A 23,029-nucleotide genomic window follows, 5' to 3' on the forward strand; every position below is an offset into this window, starting at 1 on the left:
GCAGGCGCTTTTACTGAAAAATCAAGGAATAATCATGAAAAATAAAAAAATGGCCGGGATGTTTGTTATTGGCGGATTACTGGTTGCAGGCGCGGCTCAGGCAGAGACCACACCTCAGGATGTTTCCTCTACGCTCTCCATTTCGGGCGTAGTGTTATCTTCAGACAAAGGTTGCCGGGTGTCGCTGTCTAAAGAAAACCTTTACTTCAATATGAATGCTGGAGAAGTTATCTACCAGGGTCATAATGCGACCCAGCCTCAAACCGTGACCGTATCTATTCAGGATAATGATATAAACGGTAACTTCTGTTCCAAAGCGGTGGAAGCCGGCCAGATTGCCGTAAAATTCGTTGGGAAAGCAGATGACGCAGATGGGACCGCATTAGCAAATCAATACGCCACGGCAGAAGATGCGGCTAAAGGGGTCGGTTTTGGTTTCTTTAACGAAAATAATACCCCCATTGCTATTAACAGCGATTCGTTACCCGTAAGCAATATCGGCCCGGTAACCAATACGCCGTCAGTCACCTTTGGCGTACAGCCAGTCAGACTGACCAATACAGAAATTACTGCCGGCATGATCGCCGGGAGCGTGACCGTCGAAATCGAACGTCTGTAATTTTCTTTAATGAAAGAAACATAACGATTTGTAACAAGACGGATGAGATCACATATAAAAATTACAACAGGCAAAATGAAGCATCCCTTTTTATTTATGTAGCAGGGACGTCAAAGCCAACACAGGCACCACTTCATACAATCGTGAATGCCTCTGGGGAAAGCTTTAATTCCATAAACAAATGTAAGGAAACAAAAATGAAAATGAGACTATTAAACACAGCGCTCGCCGCGTTTCTGATGGCAGGCACAGCGCAAGCGATGGCGGATACCAATACCCAGGATTCACCGGCAACATTATCGTTATCCGGCGTTATCACGCCTGACGTTGCGGGCTGTGTCGTATCCTTCGATAAGACATTAGTTTACCTTCAAGAAAACGTTAACCGTTTACCGTTGCAGGGAAATAAGGCTCTTAATCCTACTCATGTTATGGCCTATATTTCAGGGAAAAATAATAAAGGCGAAAGTAACCTTGCCTGCAGCGAGGCTGTAAAGGCCGGGCAAATCGCGCTGAAATTTACCGGCGCAGCGGATGATGCCGACGGCACAACGCTGGCGAATGCGTATACTGAGAGTAATGGGGCCAAAGGCGTAGGCCTGGGTATCTTCGGGCCTGGCGACTATGCACCTATCGCCATTAATAAGGACACATTAAATGTCGCAGCAACCCTTCCGGACGATCTCAGAGGCGCCGTGCAATTTAACGTGGAAATGGTGAAACTGACCGATCAGCAAGTGACCCCTGGGGCAGTTTACGGTGCGTTGACTGTACAAATCGAGCGTCTTTAACAGCGCCCTCCTCTCCGGCGGAGAGGAGGTTCAATGAAAGTCGGTTAATACAGCGTTACTTAATTACCCACGCGTCAAGATACTCTGCTGAGCAAACGATTATATAAAGCTAATGAATGAATAATGAAAGACCATCGCATTAAATATACAGGCGCGTAAAATTCTTCATTATAGAATTAAGCAAAGGTATCTCCTGACAACCGCTTGCCGGGAGAAGTCATTCAAAATAGCAATAATCAAAATAGTCCTTATTCATGCTGAATATAGCATTGAATAACATACCGTCCATTTTTATATTAAGGATCAATGATGAAAAAAAAATTTATGTCTGGTCTGCTGTTGGGCACGCTGCTGACTTCGGGTATCGCTTATGCCGCCCCTGAAACGCAGGATGTTCCGGCAACACTTGCGATTTCAGGCACCGTTAATTCAACGGCGGAGCGTTGCGAGGTGACGCTTTCCCGGGAAATGATCGTACTGAATGCTTCCGTATCGCAAATGATTCCCCAGGGCAGCAATGCTACTGACCCACGTTTAGTCAGTATTTTTATTGATAATGTTGGTCAAAAAAGTGACAGCTGTGCACAGGCCGCTGCGGATGGAAAGCTTGGCGTGAAATTTATCGGTGACGCTGATGATGCGGATGGCACCACGTTAGCGAACAGCGCTTATGTCACGGATAACGGCGCGAAAGGCGTCGGGATCGGCATTTTCAAAGAAGATAACACCCCGATTGCGATTAATAACGAAACGTTAGACGTGACGGATGACGTATCCGGTAATATGGTTTTTGGTATGCAACTGGTGAAATTAACGAACCAGGACGTCGTTCCCGGTGATATGTACGCTCGCCTGACGGTACAGGTGGAACGTCTGTAATCCCGCCCTCCTCTCCTGCGGGAGAGGAGATTTTATCGCTCTACTCTCCCCTGCGGCGCAGCGACCATCCTCACCTTTACCCATCTTCGCGAACCACGCTCTCTGGCCCTTTATCGCCTCCTGCGCACCAACACATTACGTAAGGAAAACGGCGGTGCGTTTGCTGTAGATCGCGCTGGTTATAACGTTGCCTGAAAACCGTCATTTCTGATCTTATCAACACTCTGTGCAATCGTTTGCTTTTGATTTTCACTTCGCTAGAATGTCCGCTTTTCCACCGTGGGATTATGTCGATGTCCGTTAACACCCTTGAGTCTGAAAATGCGCAAACGGTTGCGCCCGCGCAGAATAGCGAACTGATTTACCGTCTGGAAGACCGGCCGCCCCTGCCGCAAACGCTGTTTGCCGCCTGCCAGCATCTTCTGGCGATGTTCGTGGCGGTGATTACGCCTGCGCTGCTGATTTGTCAGGCTCTGGGGCTGCCCGCGCAGGACACGCAGCACATCATCAGCATGTCGCTGTTTGCTTCCGGCGTGGCATCGATTATTCAGATCAAAGCGTGGGGGCCGGTCGGCTCCGGGCTGCTGTCTATTCAGGGCACCAGCTTCAACTTCGTGGCGCCGCTCATTATGGGTGGTACCGCGCTGAAAACCGGCGGCGCAGACGTGCCCACCATGATGGCCGCGCTGTTCGGCACCCTGATGCTGGCAAGCTGCACCGAGATGGTCATTTCACGCGTTCTGCACCTGGCGCGCCGGATTATCACACCGCTGGTTTCCGGCGTGGTGGTGATGATCATCGGCCTGTCGCTGATTCAGGTTGGGCTGACGTCGATTGGCGGCGGCTATGCCGCGATGAGCGATCACACCTTCGGCGCGCCGAAAAACCTGCTGCTGGCGGGCGCGGTGCTGGCGGTGATTATTCTCCTTAACCGCCAGCGTAACCCGTACCTGCGCGTCGCCTCGCTGGTGATTGCGATGGCGGTGGGTTATCTGCTGGCCTGGGCGATGGACATGCTGCCGCACACCGCGGCGCCTGCGCAAAGCGCGCTGATCATGATCCCGACGCCGCTGCATTACGGGCTTGGCATCGACTGGAACCTGCTGTTGCCGCTGATGCTGGTCTTTATGATCACGTCGCTGGAAACCATCGGCGATATCACCGCCACCTCTGACGTCTCCGAACAGCCGGTCTCCGGCCCGCTGTATATGAAACGCCTGAAAGGCGGCGTGCTGGCGAACGGCCTGAACTCGTTTGTCTCCGCCGTGTTCAACACCTTCCCGAACTCCTGCTTCGGACAAAACAACGGCGTTATCCAGCTGACCGGCGTCGCCAGCCGTTATGTGGGCTTTGTGGTGGCGCTGATGCTGATTGCGCTCGGCCTGTTCCCGGCCGTGAGCGGTTTCGTTCAGCATATTCCTGAGCCGGTGCTGGGCGGGGCGACAATTGTAATGTTTGGCACCATCGCCGCTTCCGGCGTGCGTATCGTCTCCCGCGAGCCGTTAAACCGCCGCGCGATCATGATCATCGCGCTGTCGCTGGCGGCGGGCCTCGGCGTCTCGCAGCAGCCGCTGATCCTGCAATTCGCGCCGGACTGGGTGAAAAACCTGCTCTCCTCCGGCATCGCCGCGGGCGGCATTACCGCCATTGTGCTGAATCTGATTTTCCCGCCGGAAAAACAGTCCAACGACTGATCCCCTGCCGATGGCGGCGCCACGCCGCCATCGCTGACACCTCCGTTGACAATCCCCGCCTTGAGCAATTCGCCCGAATAGTGCATAAATCCATCATCGGAAGTTCACAGGATGGAAGACAATGAAATTTCTCGGAAAGCTCATCATTGCGCTGATCGCCGCCGTTCTGCTGATTCTGCTCGCGCTCTATGTGTTATTACAGACGCGCTGGGGCGCGGGCTGGCTCACCGGCTGGGTAAACCAGCACAGCGGTTACCACATCACCTTTGATGAAATGGACCATAGCTTCTCCGCGCCTTCGCATCTGGTGCTGAAAAACGTCACGTTCGGGCGCAGCGGCCAGCCCGCCACGCTGGTGGCGCAAAAGGTGGAGATCGGCCTGAGCAGCCGCCAGCTCACCGAGCCGATGCACGTCGATACCATTTTGCTCTACAAGGGCACGCTGAATTTATCCCCTTCCACCGCCCCGCTGCCGTTTCGCGCCGACCGGCTTCAACTGAGCGATATGGCGTTTAACAGCCCAAAAACCGGCTGGGATCTCAGCGCGCAGCGCGTTAATGGTGGTATCAGCCCGTGGCTGCCGGAAGCCGGGAAAATCCTCGGCAGCAAGGCGGATATCGCCCTGAGCGCAGGCTCGTTGACGCTAAACGGGATGCCCGCCAGCAACGTGCTGGTGCAGGGCGAAATCAATAACAACGAGGTGACCATCACCAATCTCGGGGCCGATATCGCCCGCGGCGCGCTCACCGGCAACGCGCGTCGGTTAGCGAACGGCGGCTGGGTGGTGGATAACCTGCGCTTGAGCGATATCCGTCTGCAAACCGCGAAATCCGTGAGCGACCTGCTGCAACCGCTGACGACGCTGCCCTCGCTCGCGCTCGGGCGCGTTGACGTCACCGACGCGCGGCTTGAAGGGCCGGGCTGGGCGGCGACCGATCTGGATATCAGCCTGCGTAATCTGACGCTGGTGAACGGCAGCTGGCAGAGCGATGACGGCAAGGTGTCGATGAACGCCAGCGAGGTGGTCTACGGCTCGCTGCATTTTCTCGACCCTATCGTGAATGCCGATCTCTCAACGCAGGGCGTGGCGCTGCGTCAGTTTAGCTCGCGCTGGGAGGGCGGCATGGTAAGAACCTCCGGCGACTGGCAGCGGGCAGGCAACGCGTTGACGCTTGATGAGCTGGCGCTGGCGGGCCTGGAGTACACTCTGCCTGCCGACTGGAAAAAGCGCTGGCAGGAGAAACTGCCCGCGTGGCTGCAAACCGTGACGGTGAAAAAGCTCTCCGGCAGCCGCAACCTGATTATCGATATCGATCCTGAATGGCCGTTCCAGCTCACCGCGCTGGACGCATGGGGCAATAATCTGGCGCTGGCGCGTAACGGCGAATGGGGCATCTGGGGCGGCAACGCCACGCTGAACGCCGCCGCCGCGACGTTTAACCGCGTCGACGTTCGTCGCCCGTCGCTGACCCTGAACGCGAACCCTTCCACCATCGCGATTAGCGAGCTGAGCGCGTTTGCGGGCCAGGGGATGTTGCAGGCCACCGCGACGATTTCCCAGTTGCCGCAGAGAATGACGACAGTGAGCCTGAATGGTCGCGCGGTGCCGGTTAATGTGTTGCATAACTGGGGATGGCCGCAGGTGCCGCTGGAGGGCGACGGTAATTTACAGCTCACCGTAAGCGGCAGTCTGGCGGCAGAGGCGCCGCTGCGCCCGAGCGTTAACGGGCAGTTGCAGGCGACAGTGAAAAACGGGCAGCCGGTACAGCAAACCATGCAGAACGGCGTTGTGCCGGGGGCGTGATGGCCAGGTAGTGAGGGCAGGCAGAAAGAGACGGCAGGTGCGCTTCGCTTACCTGCCCTACGTTATCGCGTTAACGTCACAGTTCCGTAGCACCGTAGGGTGGGTAAGCGCAGCGCACCCACCGAACCCACCAGCGCCAGACCCCCGTAGGGTGGGTAAGCGCAGCGCACCCACCAAACCCATCAGCGCCAAAACCCATCGGATCAAACAACACCCGGTCCTGACGCTTACTCCTCCTCGTTGCCGCCCTCTTCCAGCGGCCCGAAGGGGGTGGCGGGCAACACGATATAAATGCCTTCAAACACCGCGCCGGGTATCTCGTCGCCCGAAAGCTCCACCTGCAACTGCACGCGCGCTTTGCGCCCGCGCGCCAGACGGTCGAGATCGCCGCTCAGCGACCCTAAATCCGCCACCGCGCCCGGTTTGCCGGTAATCGGTCGGCTGTAGCGAATATGCGCGTCGGCCAGAATAATCGTGCCGCCAAGGTGCCGCTCGCGCAGCATCAACCAGATAAGCCCCCAGCCCGTCAGGGTCGCCAGCGAAAACAGGCTCCCCGCGAACAGCGTCTGGTGTGGGTTCTGGTTGCCGGTCTCCGGCATCGTGGTAATGAATTTCTGCCCGGTATATTGCAGGATCCGCACGCCCATCTTTTCACTGAGCGGAATATGCTGATACCACGCCTGCTGCAACTGTGCGCACCAGTCGGCGCGGTGAAGAATGTCATCCAGCGAGGCTATCGGTTTGATCATCAGAAAGTGGCGCAGCGGCGTGGTTTGCGGCGTGGTGATCTCACCCTCATTCACAAACCCCAGCTTGGCGAAAAATTCCACGGCGTCCTCGCGCGCGCTACAGACCACGCGCTTCACGCCCTCCTGGCGTGCGACCGACTCCAGCGTCATCGCCACCAGCGTACCGAGGCCTTTCTCCTGCACCGCCGGGTCGACCGCCATAAAGCGGATCGAGCCTTCGTTATCGGCGTTGATATACAGCCGCCCGATGGCGACGGGGTTGCCCTCTTCATCCACCACCATCTGATGATGGGCCATCGCATCGTAGCCGTCCCGCTCGGAGCCTTTCGGCTGATGCAGCGGCTTACGCAACATCTCCCAGCGGAACTGGTAGTAGCGCTCAAGTTCTTCTTCTGTTTCGGGTACACGAAGGTGATACATAGCGGTACTCTCTCTTGTTGTCCGCGACCACGATGGCATCTGGTTCATATCTGCAACCAGAACGTCACGGGGCCGTCATTCGTTAGTGAGACCTGCATATCAGCGGCGAAACGTCCTGTTTCTGTGGTGATGCCCGCGGCCCGGCAACGGCTGACAAAATAGTCATAAAGGGCTTGCGCCTGCTCAGGCGGCGCACCGCGCGAAAAGCTTGGGCGCAGGCCTTTTTCGGTATCCGCCGGCAGCGTAAATTGCGACACCACCAGCACGCTGCCGCCAGCCTGCTGCACGTTCAGGTTCATTTTGCCCTGCTCGTCGCTAAAGATGCGATAGCCCAGCACACGCTCGCATAGTCGGTTCGCTTTCTGCTCGTCGTCTTCTTTTTCGACACCCAGCAGGACTAAAAGTCCCGGCCCGATCTCACCCGTCACTTCTTCTCCCACGCGCACGCTGGCGTGAGTCACACGTTGAATTAATGCAATCATACGGATTCAGCTTCTTCTCTGGCGGCCTGTCGTAACTGGCGATAATCCCCGAGAGTGACAGTAATTTCCGCACCAAGCAAGACGATGCACCAGGTCCAGTAGACCCAGAGAAACAGGATAGGGATCACCGCCAGCACGCCGTAAATCAGCTGATACGAAGGGAACATCGTGATGTAAAGGGCGAAGCCCTTTTTGCCAAGCTCAAACAGCAGCGCGGCTACCAGCGACCCAATCAATGCATCACGAGCCGGCACGCGCGTGGTGGGTACTACGCTGTAGAGCAGCCAGAACGAAAGCCACGACAGCAGCAGCGGAAAAATACGCAGCACTTCGTCAATCATGGTCGTAAAGCCGCTCGCCCAGCGCAGCGACAGCAGATAAGAGCTAATCACCAGGCTCGCGCCCGCGAGCAGAGGGCCAAGCGTCAGGATCATCCAGTACACCGCGAAGGAGTAAACCTTCGGGCGTTTACGGGTGCTGCGCCAGATCGTGTTCAGCGCGCTGTCGATGGCGTACATCAACAGCAGCGAGGTGACAATCAGCCCCAGCGCGCCAACGGCCGTCATCTTGCTGGAATTGGCAACGAACTGTTCAATATAGCGCTGAATAATGTCACCCGTGGCGGGCATAAAGTTGGCGAAAACAAAATGGCGTAGCTGAAGGCTGACGTCGGAAAACATCGGGAACGCGGCGAACAGCGCGAAAATCACCGCCACAAACGGCACGAGCGAGAGCAACGACACATACGCCAGGTTACCGGCAAGCGTCGTCATATTATCTTCATCGATCCGCGTCCACAGCAGCTTAAGCCAGGCGAGCAGCGGCCCGGTACGACGGGCCGCTTTTTGATGAACGGATTTTAACATGCAGGATTCGAGAAATAGTTAGGCACGGTTTTACGGTCAGTCACCAGCACGCTGGTAATGCCCGCCTTGCGCGCGCCGTCGATATTCGCTTCGTTATCGTCGAAAAACACGGCGTCGCGAGCGCTAAAGCCTTCCTGCTCCAGCACCTTCTGGTAGATTTCCGGCTCCGGCTTGCGCATCCCCATCTCCTGAGAGAGATAGATAGCATCGGCGGCGGCTTGCACTTCCGGATACTGTTCCGGCCAGTACGTGGTATGCAGCCGATTGGTGTTGGACAGCACCACCACGCGATGCCCCTGCTCGCGCAACTGCTGCATGATAGTAATCACTTCCGGGCGCAGCCCGACGAACACCGCCTGCCAGCCCGCGGAGAACTGTTCAAAGCTCAGCGGCAATGCCATCTCCTCGCATAACGCCTTCGCGAAATCCTCATCGCTCAGCTCGCCGCGCTCGTGCTGATGAAACGCCTCGCCCATGGAGAAACTTTGCCGCAGATTCGCCAGCGGCACGCGGCTGTAATCACTCCAGACGCCCAGCACGCGGTTAAAGTCGATATCGACAATGACATTACCTAAATCAAAGATATAGAGCATGACTCACTCTCCTTTCGGGCCATGTGAAAGTTAACTGTAGCGAGAAAGCTGAACTTTGACTATGTGCTAACGCGCGGGTGTGCTAACGCGCGGGTTTTGCATCGCCCGCGCGTAGAGGAAGGAAATTAGCGGTCGGTGTCGTCGTCGCCAGACGGCGATTCCGCCTGCACCAGCTCGACCTGATGGGCTTTTAAAATACCGCTCAGCGATGCGCCAGGCTGGCGGTCGGTAAAGAGCGCCGTGGCCTGCGAAAGGTTGCCAATACTGACGGCGGCTGAGGCGTGGTATTTCGTATGATCGGCCGCCAGTAAGATATGCCGCGAGTGGGCCATCATGGCTTTCACCACGTTCGCCTCGTTCACATCAAACTCCAGCAGCTCGCCGTCGCTCTCAATCGCGCCGACGCTCGTTATCAGATAATCCGCACGAAACCCTTCCACAAAGGCCGACGCGCCAGGGCCGATAATGCCGCCGTTATGCGGGCGCAGCGTCCCGCCGGGCACCATCACCTCAAAACGGCTGTTTTTATAGAGAATATGCGCCACGCGCAGGCTGTTGGTGATAATGCGCAGATGACTATGATTCAGCAGCGCGCGCGCAATCTGCTCCACCGTCGTGCCGATGGTGATAAACAGCGTTGAGCCGTCCGGCACATAATCGGCAATCGCCTGGGCTATCGCGATTTTCTCGTCGGTCATAGAGATTTCGCGCTGCTCAAAGGCGGTATTCACGACGCTTGAAGCGCGCCCCGCGCCGCCGTGATGCCGGGTAATCAGTCCCTGTTCGCTTAGCTTGCGAATATCGCGCCGCACCGTCTGGGTGGAGACGTCCAGCAGTTGCGCCAGCTCGTCGATATTCATATATCCCCGCTCGGCGATAAGCCCGATCAGCTGATCGTGGCGCGGATTGCCCGTCACTCCGGTAAGGCTCATGAACGATCCCCTTAAAATCATTGCTCGCCGGGCATTTTATACAAAAAGTGACAGGAAAGAGCGGGTTTGATCACAGTCGGGGATACCGGCGCGTCCGCCAGGGCGGGTGCATTTCAGCGCGGCGACGGCGCTGGCAAAGCGCACCGCCTCCTGCGGCGGCTCGCCGCGAGCCAGCATCACCGCCAGCGCGCCGTGAAAAACGTCGCCCGCGCCGGTGGTATCCACCGCCTCAACCACGAACGCCGCCTGGCGGCGCAGCGTGTCGTCATCTTCCAGCCACAGACATCCTTCTTTGCCGAGCGTGACGTAAACATGACCGCGCGTGAGCGTTTTTGTTGATTTTAGTCCGTCTTCCGGCGACATGCCGGGCGCCAGGCGCGCCAGTCCCGGCGCCGAGAATGCGGCGTGATCGCTCAACGCCACCAGCGAGCGGATATCCTGCGGCGTGACGTCGCCATCGAGCAGCGTCATCACCCCGGCCCGGCGCGCCAGCGTTAGCGCGCGCGTCGCGCCTTCATGCCAGCGCACATCCGCCAGCACCGCGTCGTAGCCGCTGAAATCGATGTCATCGAGCCAGGCGGCGTCATCGGGCAAATCGGGGCTTGGGTAGTTAACGATTACCCTTTCGCCCGCGGCATCCACAAGGATGGCCGACTGCGACGAGCGCGCCCCTTTTACCTGCCGCGCCCGCGTCGTGTTCACGCCCAGCGATTCCAGCTCCGCCAGCAGTTGCGCGCCCGTCGCGTCATCGCCGACGCGCCCGATAAAATCGACCTGCGCGCCCAGCCGGGCCGCCGCCACGGCCGCCGTTGCCGCCGGGCCGCCGCCCACTTCGCGGTACTGTTGCGCCACATATTTGCCGCCCTCATGCGGCAGGGCTTCCAGCGTATAAATGCGATCCTGTACGGCAATACCCACACACGCGATGCGAACCATAGCTTCCTCTCTGTTTGCGCTCAGGGCGGGCCTGCGCCCGTCACTGTTCCTGTCAATCAACATAGCGGCATTTTAATTTCCCCGGATCGTAAAAAAGTGATAGCTGTCAATTTTTTGACTTTAAATTACAAATACGCTCATAAACAGACAGAAATAATCCATGCTGTATGACAAAACTGACATCCCGCTTTTACGCTGACAGGAGCATGTTATGGCGACGATTGCATTTATCGGGTTGGGGCAGATGGGCGCGCCGATGGCGGCAAACCTGCTGCGCCACGGACACCGGTTGCAGGTTTGCGATGTGAATACCGGGGCTGTGCAAACGCTGGCCGCCCAGGGCGCGGTGGCGTGCGCAACGCCACAGGCCGCCGCCCAAAACGCGGAATTTGTGATAACCATGCTGCCGAACGGAGAGCTGGTGCGCGAGGTGCTGCTTGGCGATAACGGCGTCTGCCAGTCGCTCTCCCGCGAAGCGCTGGTTATCGACATGTCCACCATTCATCCGCTGCAAACCGACAGGCTGATTCACGATCTTGCCGCGCGCGGCTTCGGCATGATGGATGTGCCGGTGGGCCGCACTTCCGATCACGCGAAATCCGGCACGCTGCTGCTGCTGGCGGGCGGTACGCCGGAGCAGGTGACGCGTGCCGAGCCGGTGCTGATGGCGATGGGCTCGGAGCTCATCCGCGCAGGCGGGCCGGGGATGGGTATTCGCGTCAAGCTTATCAATAACTACATGAGCATCGCGCTCAATGCGCTCTCCGCCGAAGCCGCCGTGCTGTGCGAAGCGCTGGGGCTTTCATTCGACGTGGCGCTCCAGGTGATGAGCGGCACGCCCGCCGGCAAAGGCCACTTCACCACCTCGTGGCCCAACAAAGTGCTCAAAGGCGATCTCTCGCCCGCCTTCATGATTGATCTTGCCCATAAAGATTTAGGCATCGCGCTGGACGTGGCGAATCAGCTGCACGTGCCGATGCCGCTCGGCGCCGCCTCGCGCGAAGTGTACAGCCAGGCGCGCGCCAGCGGGCGCGGTCGCCAGGACTGGTCCGCGATTTTAGAACAGGTACGCGTCAGCGCCGGGCTGACGCCGCGCCAGGCCACGCTTTGACATTACCCCTGAAGGAAAACGTTAATGGAAAAATATACCCTGAAAGAGATTGCCCGCCCGTCCGGCGGTTTCGCCATGCTGGCGGTGGATCAGCGCGAAGCGATGCGCCTGATGTTCGCCGCCGCAGGCGCGGCGACGCCGGTCGCCGATGCCGTACTGACCGATTTTAAACTCAACGCGGCGCGCATTCTCTCGCCATACGCGTCCGCCATTCTGGTGGACCGTCAGTTCTGCTATCCGCAGGTGGTGGAGCAAAAGGCCATCGCAGACAGTTGCGCGATGATTGTCGCCGCCGACCAGTTTATCCCCGGCAACGGTATTCCCGTCGACAGCGTGACGCTGGATGACGCCATCGACGCGCAGACGGTACGCCAGCATGGCGGCAAGGCGCTCAAGCTGCTGGTGCTCTGGCGCAGCGATGAAGATCCGCAGCAGCGCCTTGCCATGGTGAAAGCCTTCAATGAGAAATGCCACGCGCAGGGGCTGCTTAGCATCATTGAGCCGGTGGTGCGCCCGCCGCGCCGCGGTGACAAGTTCGACCGCGAACAGGCGATTATCGCGGCGGCGAAAGAGCTCGGCGACAGCGGAGCGGATCTCTACAAAGTCGAGATGCCGCTTTCCGGGCGCGGCGACGCGCAGGCGCTATTAAGCGCGTCGCAGAAACTCCATGACCAGATCAATATGCCGTGGGTGATCCTCTCCTCCGGCGTCGACGAAAAGCTCTTCCCGCGCGCCGTGCGCATCGCGATGAGCGCGGGCGCCAGCGGTTTTCTCGCCGGGCGCGCCGTCTGGTCGTCGGTTATCGGGCTGCCGGATACCGACATGATGTTGCGCGACGTGGCGCTGCCGAAGCTACGCCGCTTAGGGGAAGTTGTGGACGACATGATGGCTCGCCGCTGAAAGGAGAACAGACAATGAAATGGTTTAACACACTGAGTCACCACCGCTGGCTGGAACAGGAAACCGACCGTATTTTCGCGTTTGGCCGCAACGCCGCCGTGCCCACCGGCTTTGGCTGGCTGGGAAACAACGGCCAGGTGAAAGAAGAGATGGGCACGCATCTGTGGATCACCGCCCGTATGCTGCATGTCTATGCCGTCGCCGCGCTGATGGGCCGCCCTGGCGCTTACGCGCTGGTGGAGCATGGCATCAATGCCCTTAATGGCCCGCTGCGCGATAAACAGTATGGCGGCTGGTACGCCTGCGTGAATGACAAGGGCGTGATGGACGCCTCCAAGCAGGGCTATCAGCATTTCTTCGTACTGCTTGGCGCAGCCAGCGCCGTCACCACCGGCCATCCCGCCGCCCGCGCGCTGCTGGATGACGCCATTGCGGTGATCGAGAAGTATTTCTGGAGCGAAGAAGAGCAGATGTGCCTGGAGTCGTGGGACGAAGCGTTCACCGAGACGGAAAACTACCGCGGTGGCAACGCCAATATGCACGCTGTCGAAGCGTTTCTTATCGTCTACGACGTCACCCAGGAGAAGAAATGGCTGGATCGCGCGCTGCGCGTCGCCTCGGTCATCATTCACGATGTCGCCCGCAAAGGCGATTACCGCGTCAATGAGCATTTCGACACCCGCTGGAACCCCATCCGCGATTACAACAAAGAGAACCCGGCTCACCGGTTCCGCGCCTATGGCGGCACGCCAGGCCACTGGATCGAATGGGGCCGCCTGATGCTGCATCTGCGCGCTGCCCTGCTGGCGCGCGGCGATGCGGCTCCGGAATGGCTGCTTGAGGACGCGAAAGGCCTGTTTAACGCCACGATCCGCGACGCCTGGGCGCCCGACGGCGCAGACGGTTTTGTCTATTCCGTCGGCTGGGACGGCAAACCGATTGTTCGCGAACGCGTGCGCTGGCCGATTGTCGAGGCTATGGGCACCGCCTGGGCGCTCTACAACGTTACCGGCGATCCGCAGTATGAAGCCTGGTATCAGAAATGGTGGGACTACTGCATGCAATACCTGATGGATTACGAAAACGGCTCATGGTGGCAGGAGCTGGACGAAAACAATCAGGTGACCACCAAAGTCTGGGACGGCAAACAGGATATCTACCATCTCCTGCACTGCCTGGTGATCCCTCGCCTGCCGCTCGCGCCGGGCCTTGCGCCTGCGGTCGCGGCCGGGTTGCTCGACAGCCTCGCGAAATAACGCGCTAACACCACGCGAGGAGACGAGAATGCATAAAAGCGGCACCACCATTGCGTTAACGGCAGGTGAATGGCAGGCAGAGATCGTGACGGTCGGGGCGGGGTTGGCCTCGCTGACGCGGCGTCAGCGCCACGTCGTGATCCCGCACCCGCCTGAGGCGATGCCGCTCGCGCATCTGGGTAAAGTGCTGATGCCCTGGCCGAATCGTATCGCCGACGGGCGCTTCACCTTTGCGGGCCAGACGCTGACGCCCGCGATTAACGATCGCGTCGGCAATACGGCCATTCACGGGCTGCTGGCGTGGCATAACTGGGCTATCCGCGAGCAAGGCCCCACGCACGTGGTACTGAGCGCCTTTTTGCCGCCGACCTATGGTTACCCTTTTATGCTGACGGCGGACGTCACGTATCAGCTTGATGAGCATGCGGGCCTGCGCGTGCGTATCGCAGGCACCAACGCGGGCGATGCCCCGGCGCCCTACGGCGTCGGGTTTCACCCCTACCTGACCTGCAGTCTGCATGACATCGGCGCGTGCGAGCTCACGCTGCCTGCCGCGCAAATCCTGGAGGTTGACGCCGCGCGGCTTCATCCCGCAACTCACGAAGGGCTCGATTTCCGCACCCCACGTCGCATTGCCGACACGCCAATCGACCACACCTTCAAAGCGCTGTCTCCCTCCCACTGGGAGGCGAGGCTGTCGCACGCCACGATGTCGGTCTGGCTGCGGGCCGAAGCGCCCTGGATACAGGTCTATACCGGCGAAAAGCTGGGCCGCGTCGGGCTTGCCATTGAGCCGATGAGCTGTCCGCCCAATGCGTTTAATTCCGGCATTGATCTGGTCAGGCTCACGCCTGGCCAGACGCACACCATGAACATAGAGATCGGCGGCGAATAAGCAAAACAACACCGCCTTACTGACTGATTACCCTACACCGGAGGTCTTCATGGCTTCGCCACACATTCAACTGATTTCCCGCGACGACGGGTTTACGTTGTCGTACCAGCAAAGAACGATCCTGCGCCATACCCCGCAGACGCCGTGCCTGTGGGCAGGCGCGGGCGAAGCGGATATTGAGATGTTCCGCGGCAATTTCAGCATCCAGGACCGGCTCAATGAAAAAATCGCCCTGACGCAGGCGACCGTCAGCGAGCGACCTTTCGGCTGGCTCATTCGCTTTACCCGCGGCGATGCGGTCGGCGCCACGCTTGAGGTGAGTACCGATGACCACCAGCGCCTGGTGCTTAAACTCAATAACGACGCTCCCGCACACAACCGGCTCTGGCTGCGGCTGGCGGCGCAGCCGGACGATCATATTTACGGTTGCGGCGAGCAGTTCTCTTACTTTGACCTGCGCGGCAAGCCGTTCCCGCTGTGGACCAGCGAACAGGGCGTAGGCCGCAACAAACAGAGCCACGTCACCTGGCTTGCCGACTGTAAAGAGAACGCTGGCGGAGACTACTACTGGACGTTCTTCCCGCAGCCGACCTTTGTCAGCACCCAGAAGTACTACTGCCACGTCGATAACAGCGGCTATATGAATTTCGATTTCAGCGCGCCGCACTACCATGAGCTGGCGTTCTGGGAAAACCAGGCGACGTTGCGCTTCGAATGCGCGCCGACTTACATCGAACTGCTGGAAAAACTCACCGCGCTGCTGGGCCGCCAGCCAGCGTTGCCGGACTGGATTTTTGATGGCGTGACGCTCGGCATTCAGGGCGGCACCGAGGTCTGCCAGCAGAAACTCGACGTAATGCGCCGCGGCGGCGTGAAGGTAAACGGCATCTGGGCGCAGGACTGGTCCGGCATCCGTATGACCTCTTTCGGCAAACGCGTGATGTGGAACTGGAAATGGAACCGCGACCTCTACCCGCAACTGGACGCGCGCATTCAGGAGTGGCAGCGCGAAGGCGTGCGGTTCCTCGCCTATATCAACCCGTATGTGGCAAGCGATCGCGACCTGTGTGAAGAGGCGGCGGCGCGTGGTTTTCTGACAAAAGATGCCGCAGGCAAGGATTATCACGTCGAGTTTGGCGAGTTCTACGCAGGCGTCGTCGATCTGACCAACCCGGAGGCGTACGCCTGGTATAAAGAGGTCATCAAAAAACAGCTTATTGAGCTGGGCTGCGGCGGCTGGATGGCCGACTTCGGCGAATATCTGCCAACCGACACACACCTGCATAACGGCGTCAGCGCGGAGATTATGCATAACGCCTGGCCTGCGCTGTGGGCGCAGTGCAACTACGAAGCGCTTGAGGAGACCGGCAAACTCGGCGAGGTACTGTTCTTTATGCGCGCCGGTTATACCGGCAGCCAGAAATATTCAACGATGATGTGGGCAGGCGATCAGAACGTCGACTGGAGTCTCGACGACGGGCTCGCCTCAGTGGTCCCCGCCGCGCTGTCGCTGGCGATGTCCGGGCACGGTCTGCACCACAGCGATATCGGCGGTTACACCACGCTGTTTGCGATGAAGCGCAGCAAAGAGCTGCTGCTGCGCTGGTGCGATTTCAGCGCCTTTACGCCGATGATGCGCACGCATGAAGGCAATCGTCCCGGCGATAACTGGCAGTTCGACAGCGACGCTGAAACCATCGCGCATTTCGCCCGCATGACAACGATTTTCACCACGCTCAAACCCTATATCAAACAGGCGGTGGCGCAAAACGCCCGCACCGGGCTGCCGGTGATGCGGCCGCTGTTTTTGCACTATGAGGACGAGCCCCGCGCCTACACGCTGAAATATCAGTATCTATTTGGCCGCGATCTGCTGGTCGCGCCGGTGTATGAAGAGGGCCGCCAGGACTGGACGCTGTGGCTGCCTGACGATCGCTGGGTGAACGTCTGGACGGGCGAAACGCACGGCGGCGGCGACCTCACCGTGGACGCGCCGCTCGGCAAACCGCCCGTCTTTTACCGGGAGGGCAGCGAATGGCAGTCTCTTTTCGCCACGCTGCGTCAGATAAACCCCATGTAAAAAGGAAAAATCATGGGCTTCTTTACCCTTTTCACCCCTGATGGCCTCCCGCTCGGCAACGGTACGGTCATCGCGATTATCGGCATCATGTTTTTGTATACCTTCGTTGGGATCTGCGCCGGTTTTGGCGGCGCACTCACCACGATGCCGCTGATAACGCTGCTGCTGCCGTTAAAAATGGCGGCGCCCATGTCGGTTATCGTGGGCACGGCCACTGCGCTGTACGCGACCTGGCTTTCGCGCAAGGAGACGCAATGGAAGTCAGCGCTGGTGCTCATTATCTTCTCATTTGTCGGCGTGCCGGTGGGCCTTTACGCCCTCGCGAGTCTGCCCGATCAGATAATGAAGCTCGGGCTCGGCGGATTTTTGATTCTCTACTCTTTCTACAGCCTGTTTATTCCCAGGCTGCCGGTGTATGACAAAAACTGGATTGCCATGCCGACGGGCGTGATCGCCGGCGCGTTAGGCTCGGCATTCTCCACCAACGGACCGCCGGTGGTGGTCTACGGGATGTTGCGAAACCTGGCGCCCGCCGCGTTTCGCGGTACGCTCAACGCCTTTTTCACGGCGAACAATGCCGCCATTATCGGCGGGCTCGCCACCAGCGGCATCTTAACGCTCTCCACCCTCAAGCTGGTGCTGTTTTGCATTCCCACCATGATCCTCGGCTCGTTTGTGGGCCAGTACGTTCATCAACGTATTTCCGTCAGGGTCTTCAGGGTGATGGTCTTTCTGCTACTTATCGCCTCCGGGGCGATGCTCATCAAAGGCGCGCTGGGGATTTCCACGCTCAGCGCGCTGGCGCCGCCTTTCGGGGTCCTCGCGGTTTTACAGCTTCTGTTTGGCAAGAAGGTCGCGGCCATCCGGGCCGCGGATCAGACATAACGCGCCGCCTGCGTGTGCGATGGAGAAAAACAATGTCTCAAACAAATACCGTTCAGAATCACGACGTAGCCACGCTGCGTTTGCCTTTTAAAGAAAAACTCGCCTACGGAATGGGCGATCTGGGCTCCAATATCCTGCTGGATATCGGCACGCTGTATCTGCTGAAGTTCTATACCGATGTGCTGGGGCTGCCGGGCACTTATGGCGGCATTATCTTCCTGATTGCCAAGTTCTTTACGGCGTTTACCGATATGGGCACCGGCATCATGCTCGATTCGCGCCGCCGGATCGGGCCAAAGGGCAAGTTCCGGCCCTTTGTGCTGTACGCCGCCTTTCCGGTAACCCTGCTCGCTATCGCGAATTTCGTCGGCACGCCGTTTGAGATAACCGGTAAAGCCGTGATGGCGACGGTGCTGTTCATGCTCTACGGGCTGTTCTTTAGCATGATGAACTGCTCGTATGGCGCGATGGTGCCCGCCATTACGAAAAACCCGGACGAGCGCGCGTCGCTTGCCGCGTGGCGTCAGGGCGGCGCGACGCTCGGGTTGCTGCTCTGTACCGTCGGGTTTGTGCCGGTGATGAATCTCATCGACGGTAATCCGCAGCTGAGTTATATCTTCGCCGCCACGCTGTTTTCGCTCTTCGGCCTGCTCTTTATGTGGTGGTGCTACGCGGGCACGCGTGAGCGGTATGTGGAAGCCGCGGCCACCAGCCCGGCGCACAAGCCGGGGCTGCTGGCGTCGTTTCGCGCCATCGCGGGCAACCGGCCGCTGTTTGTACTGTGCATCGCTAATCTCTGCACGCTCGGCGCGTTTAACATCAAGCTCGCTATTCAGGTCTATTACACCCAGTACGTGCTCAACGATCCGATTCTGCTCTCGTACATGGGCTTCTTCAGCATGGGCTGCATTTTTATCGGCGTCTTCCTGATGCCGGGCGCGGTGCGGCGCTTTGGTAAGAAGAAAGTCTATATCGGCGGACTGCTGATCTGGGCCGTGGGCGATGTGCTTAATTACGCCTTCGGCAGCGGTTCAGTGAGCTTTGTGACGTTCTCCTGCCTCGCGTTTTTCGGCTCGGCGTTTGTGAACAGCCTGAACTGGGCGCTGGTCTCCGACACGGTGGAGTATGGCGAGTGGCGCACCGGCGTGCGCTCGGAAGGCACGGTCTATACCGGCTTTACGTTCTTTCGCAAAGTCTCCCAGGCGCTGGCCGGGTTTTTCCCTGGCCTGATGCTGACGCAAATCGGCTATGTGCCGAATGCCGTACAGTCGGCCGCCACGACCGAAGGCCTGCGCGAGCTGATTTTCATCTGGCCGTGCGTGCTGGCGGTGGTGACGATTGTCGCCATGGGCTTTTTCTACAACCTTAACGAGAAGATGTACGTGCGGATTGTGGATGAACTGGAAAACCGTAAGCGGGCGTTTTCGCCCGGCGCGTAACCATCACGGCGCCCGCGCCAGGCGCGGGCCCTCGCTTTGAGGAACGGCTATGACGGCATTCACGAATCAGGACCCGCTGACGCTCCGGCTGAGCCTGCGGGAGAAGTTTTCTTACGGCATGGGCGATTTCGGCTCCAACCTGATGCTGTGCATCGGGACGCTTTATCTCCTGAAATTTTATACCGATGAGCTTCACCTGCCCGCGTTTTACGGCGGCGTGATTTTTCTGGTGGCGAAGTTTTTCACGGCGCTGACCGATATGCTGACCGGCGTGCTGGTAGATTCCCGGCGGGCGCCCGGCCCACGCGGTAAATTCCGGCCGTTTATTCTTTTTGCGTCGTTCCCGGTGGCGCTGGTGGCAACGGCGCAGTTTGTCGCCAACGATCTGCCGCTGACCATGAAAACCGCGCTCGCCACGGTGTTGTTTATGCTGTTTGGTCTGTTTTACAGCCTGATGAACTGCTCGTATGGCGCGATGGTGCCCGCCATCACTAAAAACCCGCAGGAGCGCGCGCATCTCGCGGCGTGGCGCCAGGGCGGCGCGACGCTCGGGCTGTTGCTGTGCACCGTCGGCTTTATGCCGATTCAGTCGCTGTTCGCCGCGCGCCCGTCGCTGGGCTACCTGACGGCGGCGCTGATTTTCGCCGTAGTCGGGCTTATCAGCATGCTGTGCTGCTACCGCGGCGTGCGCGAGCGTTACGTGGAAGTGGTGCCCGCCGGGCATAAGCCAGGGATGCTGAAATCGTTCTGCGCGATTTTCCAGAACCCGCCTCTCCTGGTGCTGTGTATCGCGAATCTCTGCACGCTCGCGGCGTTTAATATCAAGCTCGCAATCCAGGTCTATTACACCCAGTACGTGCTTAACGACCTGCATTTACTGTCGTGGATGGGCTTTTTCAGTATGGGCTGCATTCTGGTCGGCGTGTTTATGGTGCCGGGCGCGGTGAAGCGTTTTGGCAAAAAGCAGGTCTATCTCGGCGGGCTGGCGCTCTGGGCGCTGGGCGATATTTTCAATTATGTATGGGGGGCGACGTCGCTGAGCTTTGTGCTGTTTTCCTGCATGGCGTTTTTCGGCACCGCGTTTGTGAACAGCCTGAACTGGGCGCTGGTGCCGGACACGGTGGATTACGGCGAATGGAAAACCGGCATTCGCGCCGAAGGCTCGGTTTATACCGGCTATACGTTCTCGCGTAAGATCTCCGCCGCGCTGGCGGGGTTTCTGCCCGGGATTATGCTCACGGAGATTGGCTATGTGCCGAATGCGCTGCAAACGTCCGGGACGCTTGATGGCCTGCGCCAGCTGATTTTCCTCTGGCCCTGCGGGCTGGCGCTGGCTGCCGCCGTTATCATGGGTCTGTTTTATAAACTTAACGAGGCGCGGTTTGCGGCGATTATCGAAGAGATAGCCCGGCGGAAAAAGACGCCAGATAGCGCACCGGCGGTAAGCCGCCAGCGCCCTGCGCCGACCGTCAGCGCAAAGGCATAAAAAAAGCCGCTGAATCCTCAGCGGCTTTTTATTCCTACCGGGCGGCGCGAACGCCTGCCCGGTTTACGGATGCACCGTATTACTCTTCTTTCGCACCGCGCATAGCGCGTTTACGATCGTTTTCCGTCAGGTGACGTTTACGGATACGCACAGACAGCGGAGTCACTTCAACCAGTTCATCGTCATCGATGAATTCCAGCGCCTGCTCCAGCGTCATTTTGATCGGCGGAACCAGAACCGTCGCTTCGTCCGTACCGGACGCGCGCATGTTGGTCAGTTTCTTACCGGTCAGGCAGTTTACCGTCAGGTCGTTAGAACGGCTGTGAATACCGATGATCTGGCCTTCATAGACTTCCGCACCGTGACCCAGGAACAGCTTGCCGCGATCCTGCAGACCGAACAGCGCGAACGCTACCGCTTTACCCTGACCGTTGGAGATCAGTACGCCGTTGTTACGCTGGCCCACTTCGCCCGGACGGATATCGTCGTAGTGGCTGAAGGTGGAGTACAGCAGACCAGTACCGGAGGTCATGGTCATGAACTCAGAACGGAAGCCGATCAGGCCACGGCTTGGGATCACGTAGTCGAGACGTACGCGGCCTTTGCCGTCCGGATTCATGTTTTTCAGGTCGCCTTTACGCTCGCCCAGCGCCTGCATTACAGAACCCTGGTGCTGTTCTTCAACGTCCAGCGTCACGTTCTCGAACGGCTCTTGTTTACGGCCGTCGATTTCGCGGAAGATAACTTTCGGACGGGAAACCGCCAGTTCGAAACCTTCACGACGCATGTTCTCGATAAGAACAGACAAGTGCAGTTCGCCACGACCCGATACGCGGAACGCGTCAGCGTCTTCGGTCTCTTCAACGCGCAGCGCCACGTTGTGCACCAGCTCTTTGTTCAGACGGTCAAGGATCTGACGAGAGGTAACGTATTTACCTTCTTTACCGCAGAACGGAGAGGTGTTGACGTTGAAGTACATAGAAACGGTCGGTTCATCAACGGACAGAGCCGGCAGCGCTTCGACATTCTGCGGATCGCAGATGGTGTCGGAGATGTTCAGCTCGCCAAGACCGGTGATTGCGATGATATCGCCAGCTTCCGCCAGATCGGTATCGATACGCTCCAGGCCCAGGTGGCCCAGCACTTTACCGACTTTACCGTTACGGGTTTTGCCTTCGCTATCAATGATAGTGACCTGCTGGTTCGGCTTCACTTTACCGCGTTTGATGCGGCCGATGCCGATAACGCCAACGTAGTTGTTGTAGTCCAGCTGGGAGATCTGCATCTGCAGCGGGCCGTCGAGATCGACGTCCGGTGCCGGTACATGGTCAACAATCGCCTGATACAGCGGGGTCATGTCTTCAGCCATGTCGCTGTGGTCCAGACCTGCGATACCGTTCAGCGCGGATGCGTAAACGATAGGGAAGTCCAGCTGTTCGTCGGTCGCGTCGAGGTTAACGAACAGGTCAAAGACCTGATCCACAACCCAGTCAGGACGCGCGCCCGGACGGTCAACCTTGTTGATAACCACGATAGGTTTCAGGCCATGGGCAAATGCTTTCTTGGTCACGAAGCGCGTTTGCGGCATGGGGCCGTCAAATGCGTCAACCACCAGCAGCACGGAATCAACCATGGACATTACACGTTCAACTTCACCACCGAAGTCGGCGTGCCCTGGGGTATCAACGATATTGATACGGTAATCATTCCATTTGATCGCGGTGTTTTTCGCGAGGATGGTAATCCCACGCTCTTTCTCCAAATCGTTGGAGTCCATCACGCGCTCTTGAGTTTCAGCACGTTCGTCGAACGTACCGGATTGCTGCAGCAGCTTGTCAACCAGGGTCGTTTTACCATGGTCAACGTGCGCAATGATGGCGATGTTACGCAATTTTTCGATCACAACTTTGCCTCAGGCATTAGAAATAGCGCGTTATTGTACACGTATTAATCGAAGGACTAAACAGGATCACAATCATCTGACGCAAACAAGTGTTGTCGCCAGGCTTTGTGATCCTTTTCACGCAGCGGTAAAAGGGCTATTAAACGTAAATTGCACCAACACAGTGCTTGTTTTTTACACACAGGCACTATATTGGTGCAATCTCTCCATCGTGGTGCAGCCCTTTTGCACTATGACACGCATCATAGCGCCTTTTTGGGGGAATTTGAAAGTTGGCACAGATTTCGCTTTAAAGAATTCAGGGCGGCA

General features: G+C 58.3%; 20 protein-coding genes. 13 read left to right on the forward strand and 7 right to left on the reverse strand.

What is annotated here, in order from left to right; translation table 11 throughout:
- Positions 1 to 34 precede the first annotated feature (34 nt).
- The 5 genes from AACV31_RS18985 (at position 35) to AACV31_RS19005 (ending at position 5,787) form a co-directional block, all read left to right on the forward strand.
- On the forward strand, positions 35 to 619 hold the full coding sequence (locus AACV31_RS18985; RefSeq protein WP_165155041.1) for a fimbrial protein: 585 nt from the start codon (positions 35 to 37) through the stop codon (positions 617 to 619).
- A 197-nt stretch (positions 620 to 816) separates the two neighbouring features.
- Positions 817 to 1,410 (forward strand): fimbrial protein, encoded by a 594-nt coding sequence (locus AACV31_RS18990; RefSeq protein WP_165155039.1) that lies wholly within the window; start codon positions 817 to 819, stop codon positions 1,408 to 1,410.
- 309 nt (positions 1,411 to 1,719) lie between these two features.
- Complete coding sequence (locus AACV31_RS18995) at positions 1,720 to 2,289, forward strand: fimbrial protein (RefSeq protein WP_075197265.1); 570 nt, start codon at positions 1,720 to 1,722, stop codon at positions 2,287 to 2,289.
- A 293-nt stretch (positions 2,290 to 2,582) separates the two neighbouring features.
- Positions 2,583 to 3,983 carry a nucleobase:cation symporter-2 family protein gene (locus tag AACV31_RS19000; RefSeq protein WP_075197266.1) on the forward strand — a complete coding sequence of 467 codons (1,401 nt, stop codon included), beginning with the start codon at positions 2,583 to 2,585 and terminating at the stop codon, positions 3,981 to 3,983.
- A 121-nt stretch (positions 3,984 to 4,104) separates the two neighbouring features.
- Positions 4,105 to 5,787, forward strand: coding sequence for an AsmA family protein (locus AACV31_RS19005; protein WP_165155037.1), 1,683 nt, complete (start codon positions 4,105 to 4,107; stop codon positions 5,785 to 5,787).
- 227 nt (positions 5,788 to 6,014) lie between these two features.
- On the opposite strand, the gene fabY is transcribed toward AACV31_RS19005, so the two are convergent.
- The 6 genes from fabY to AACV31_RS19035 form a co-directional block, all read right to left on the reverse strand.
- Positions 6,015 to 6,956 carry a fatty acid biosynthesis protein FabY gene (gene fabY / locus AACV31_RS19010; RefSeq protein WP_007765611.1) on the reverse strand — a complete coding sequence of 314 codons (942 nt, stop codon included), beginning with the start codon at positions 6,954 to 6,956 and terminating at the stop codon, positions 6,015 to 6,017.
- A 44-nt stretch (positions 6,957 to 7,000) separates the two neighbouring features.
- Complete coding sequence (gene dtd / locus AACV31_RS19015) at positions 7,001 to 7,438, reverse strand: D-aminoacyl-tRNA deacylase (RefSeq protein ID WP_015742978.1); 438 nt, start codon at positions 7,436 to 7,438, stop codon at positions 7,001 to 7,003.
- Complete coding sequence (locus AACV31_RS19020) at positions 7,435 to 8,304, reverse strand: virulence factor BrkB family protein (RefSeq protein WP_105538142.1); 870 nt, start codon at positions 8,302 to 8,304, stop codon at positions 7,435 to 7,437. Before AACV31_RS19020 ends, dtd begins: the two co-directional genes overlap by 4 nt.
- On the reverse strand, positions 8,298 to 8,897 hold the full coding sequence (gene yihX / locus AACV31_RS19025; protein ID WP_007765614.1) for a glucose-1-phosphatase: 600 nt from the start codon (positions 8,895 to 8,897) through the stop codon (positions 8,298 to 8,300). The genes AACV31_RS19020 and yihX overlap by 7 nt, the downstream gene beginning before the upstream one ends.
- A 125-nt stretch (positions 8,898 to 9,022) precedes the next feature.
- Positions 9,023 to 9,829 (reverse strand): DeoR/GlpR family DNA-binding transcription regulator, encoded by an 807-nt coding sequence (locus AACV31_RS19030; protein WP_075197270.1) that lies wholly within the window; start codon positions 9,827 to 9,829, stop codon positions 9,023 to 9,025.
- 36 nt (positions 9,830 to 9,865) lie between these two features.
- Entirely contained in the window at positions 9,866 to 10,765 is a 900-nt protein-coding gene (locus tag AACV31_RS19035; protein WP_165155035.1) for a sugar kinase, read from the reverse strand.
- A 211-nt stretch (positions 10,766 to 10,976) separates the two neighbouring features.
- Here AACV31_RS19035 and yihU point away from each other — a divergent pair, with 211 nt between their 5' ends.
- Genes yihU through AACV31_RS19075 form a run of 8 tightly spaced genes read left to right on the forward strand, consistent with a single transcriptional unit; the run spans position 10,977 to position 20,817 of the window.
- A complete protein-coding gene (gene yihU / locus AACV31_RS19040) occupies positions 10,977 to 11,876 on the forward strand; it encodes a sulfolactaldehyde 3-reductase (protein ID WP_165155033.1) in 900 nt (299 codons plus the stop codon).
- A 24-nt stretch (positions 11,877 to 11,900) separates the two neighbouring features.
- Entirely contained in the window at positions 11,901 to 12,776 is an 876-nt protein-coding gene (gene yihT / locus AACV31_RS19045; protein WP_165155031.1) for a sulfofructosephosphate aldolase, read from the forward strand.
- 14 nt (positions 12,777 to 12,790) lie between these two features.
- A complete protein-coding gene (yihS, locus tag AACV31_RS19050; RefSeq protein ID WP_165155029.1) occupies positions 12,791 to 14,032 on the forward strand; it encodes a sulfoquinovose isomerase in 1,242 nt (413 codons plus the stop codon).
- 28 nt (positions 14,033 to 14,060) lie between these two features.
- Positions 14,061 to 14,927, forward strand: coding sequence for an aldose-1-epimerase (locus AACV31_RS19055; RefSeq protein WP_165155027.1), 867 nt, complete (start codon positions 14,061 to 14,063; stop codon positions 14,925 to 14,927).
- 49 nt (positions 14,928 to 14,976) lie between these two features.
- Positions 14,977 to 17,007: an alpha-glucosidase gene (locus tag AACV31_RS19060; RefSeq protein WP_165155025.1), complete on the forward strand. Its 2,031-nt coding sequence runs from the start codon at positions 14,977 to 14,979 to the stop codon at positions 17,005 to 17,007.
- 12 nt (positions 17,008 to 17,019) lie between these two features.
- Complete coding sequence (locus AACV31_RS19065; RefSeq protein WP_165155024.1) at positions 17,020 to 17,892, forward strand: sulfite exporter TauE/SafE family protein; 873 nt, start codon at positions 17,020 to 17,022, stop codon at positions 17,890 to 17,892.
- A gap of 32 nt (positions 17,893 to 17,924) precedes the next feature.
- A complete protein-coding gene (locus AACV31_RS19070; protein ID WP_041924078.1) occupies positions 17,925 to 19,331 on the forward strand; it encodes an MFS transporter in 1,407 nt (468 codons plus the stop codon).
- Positions 19,332 to 19,380: 49 nt separating this feature from the next.
- Complete coding sequence (locus AACV31_RS19075) at positions 19,381 to 20,817, forward strand: MFS transporter (protein ID WP_165155022.1); 1,437 nt, start codon at positions 19,381 to 19,383, stop codon at positions 20,815 to 20,817.
- A 79-nt stretch (positions 20,818 to 20,896) separates the two neighbouring features.
- On the opposite strand, the gene typA is transcribed toward AACV31_RS19075, so the two are convergent.
- Complete coding sequence (gene typA, locus AACV31_RS19080) at positions 20,897 to 22,720, reverse strand: ribosome-dependent GTPase TypA (protein WP_007729500.1); 1,824 nt, start codon at positions 22,718 to 22,720, stop codon at positions 20,897 to 20,899.
- Between the last annotated feature and the right edge of the window lie 309 nt (positions 22,721 to 23,029).

This window comes from Cronobacter sp. EKM101R (assembly GCF_963888145.1).
GTDB lineage: Bacteria > Pseudomonadota > Gammaproteobacteria > Enterobacterales > Enterobacteriaceae > Cronobacter > Cronobacter turicensis.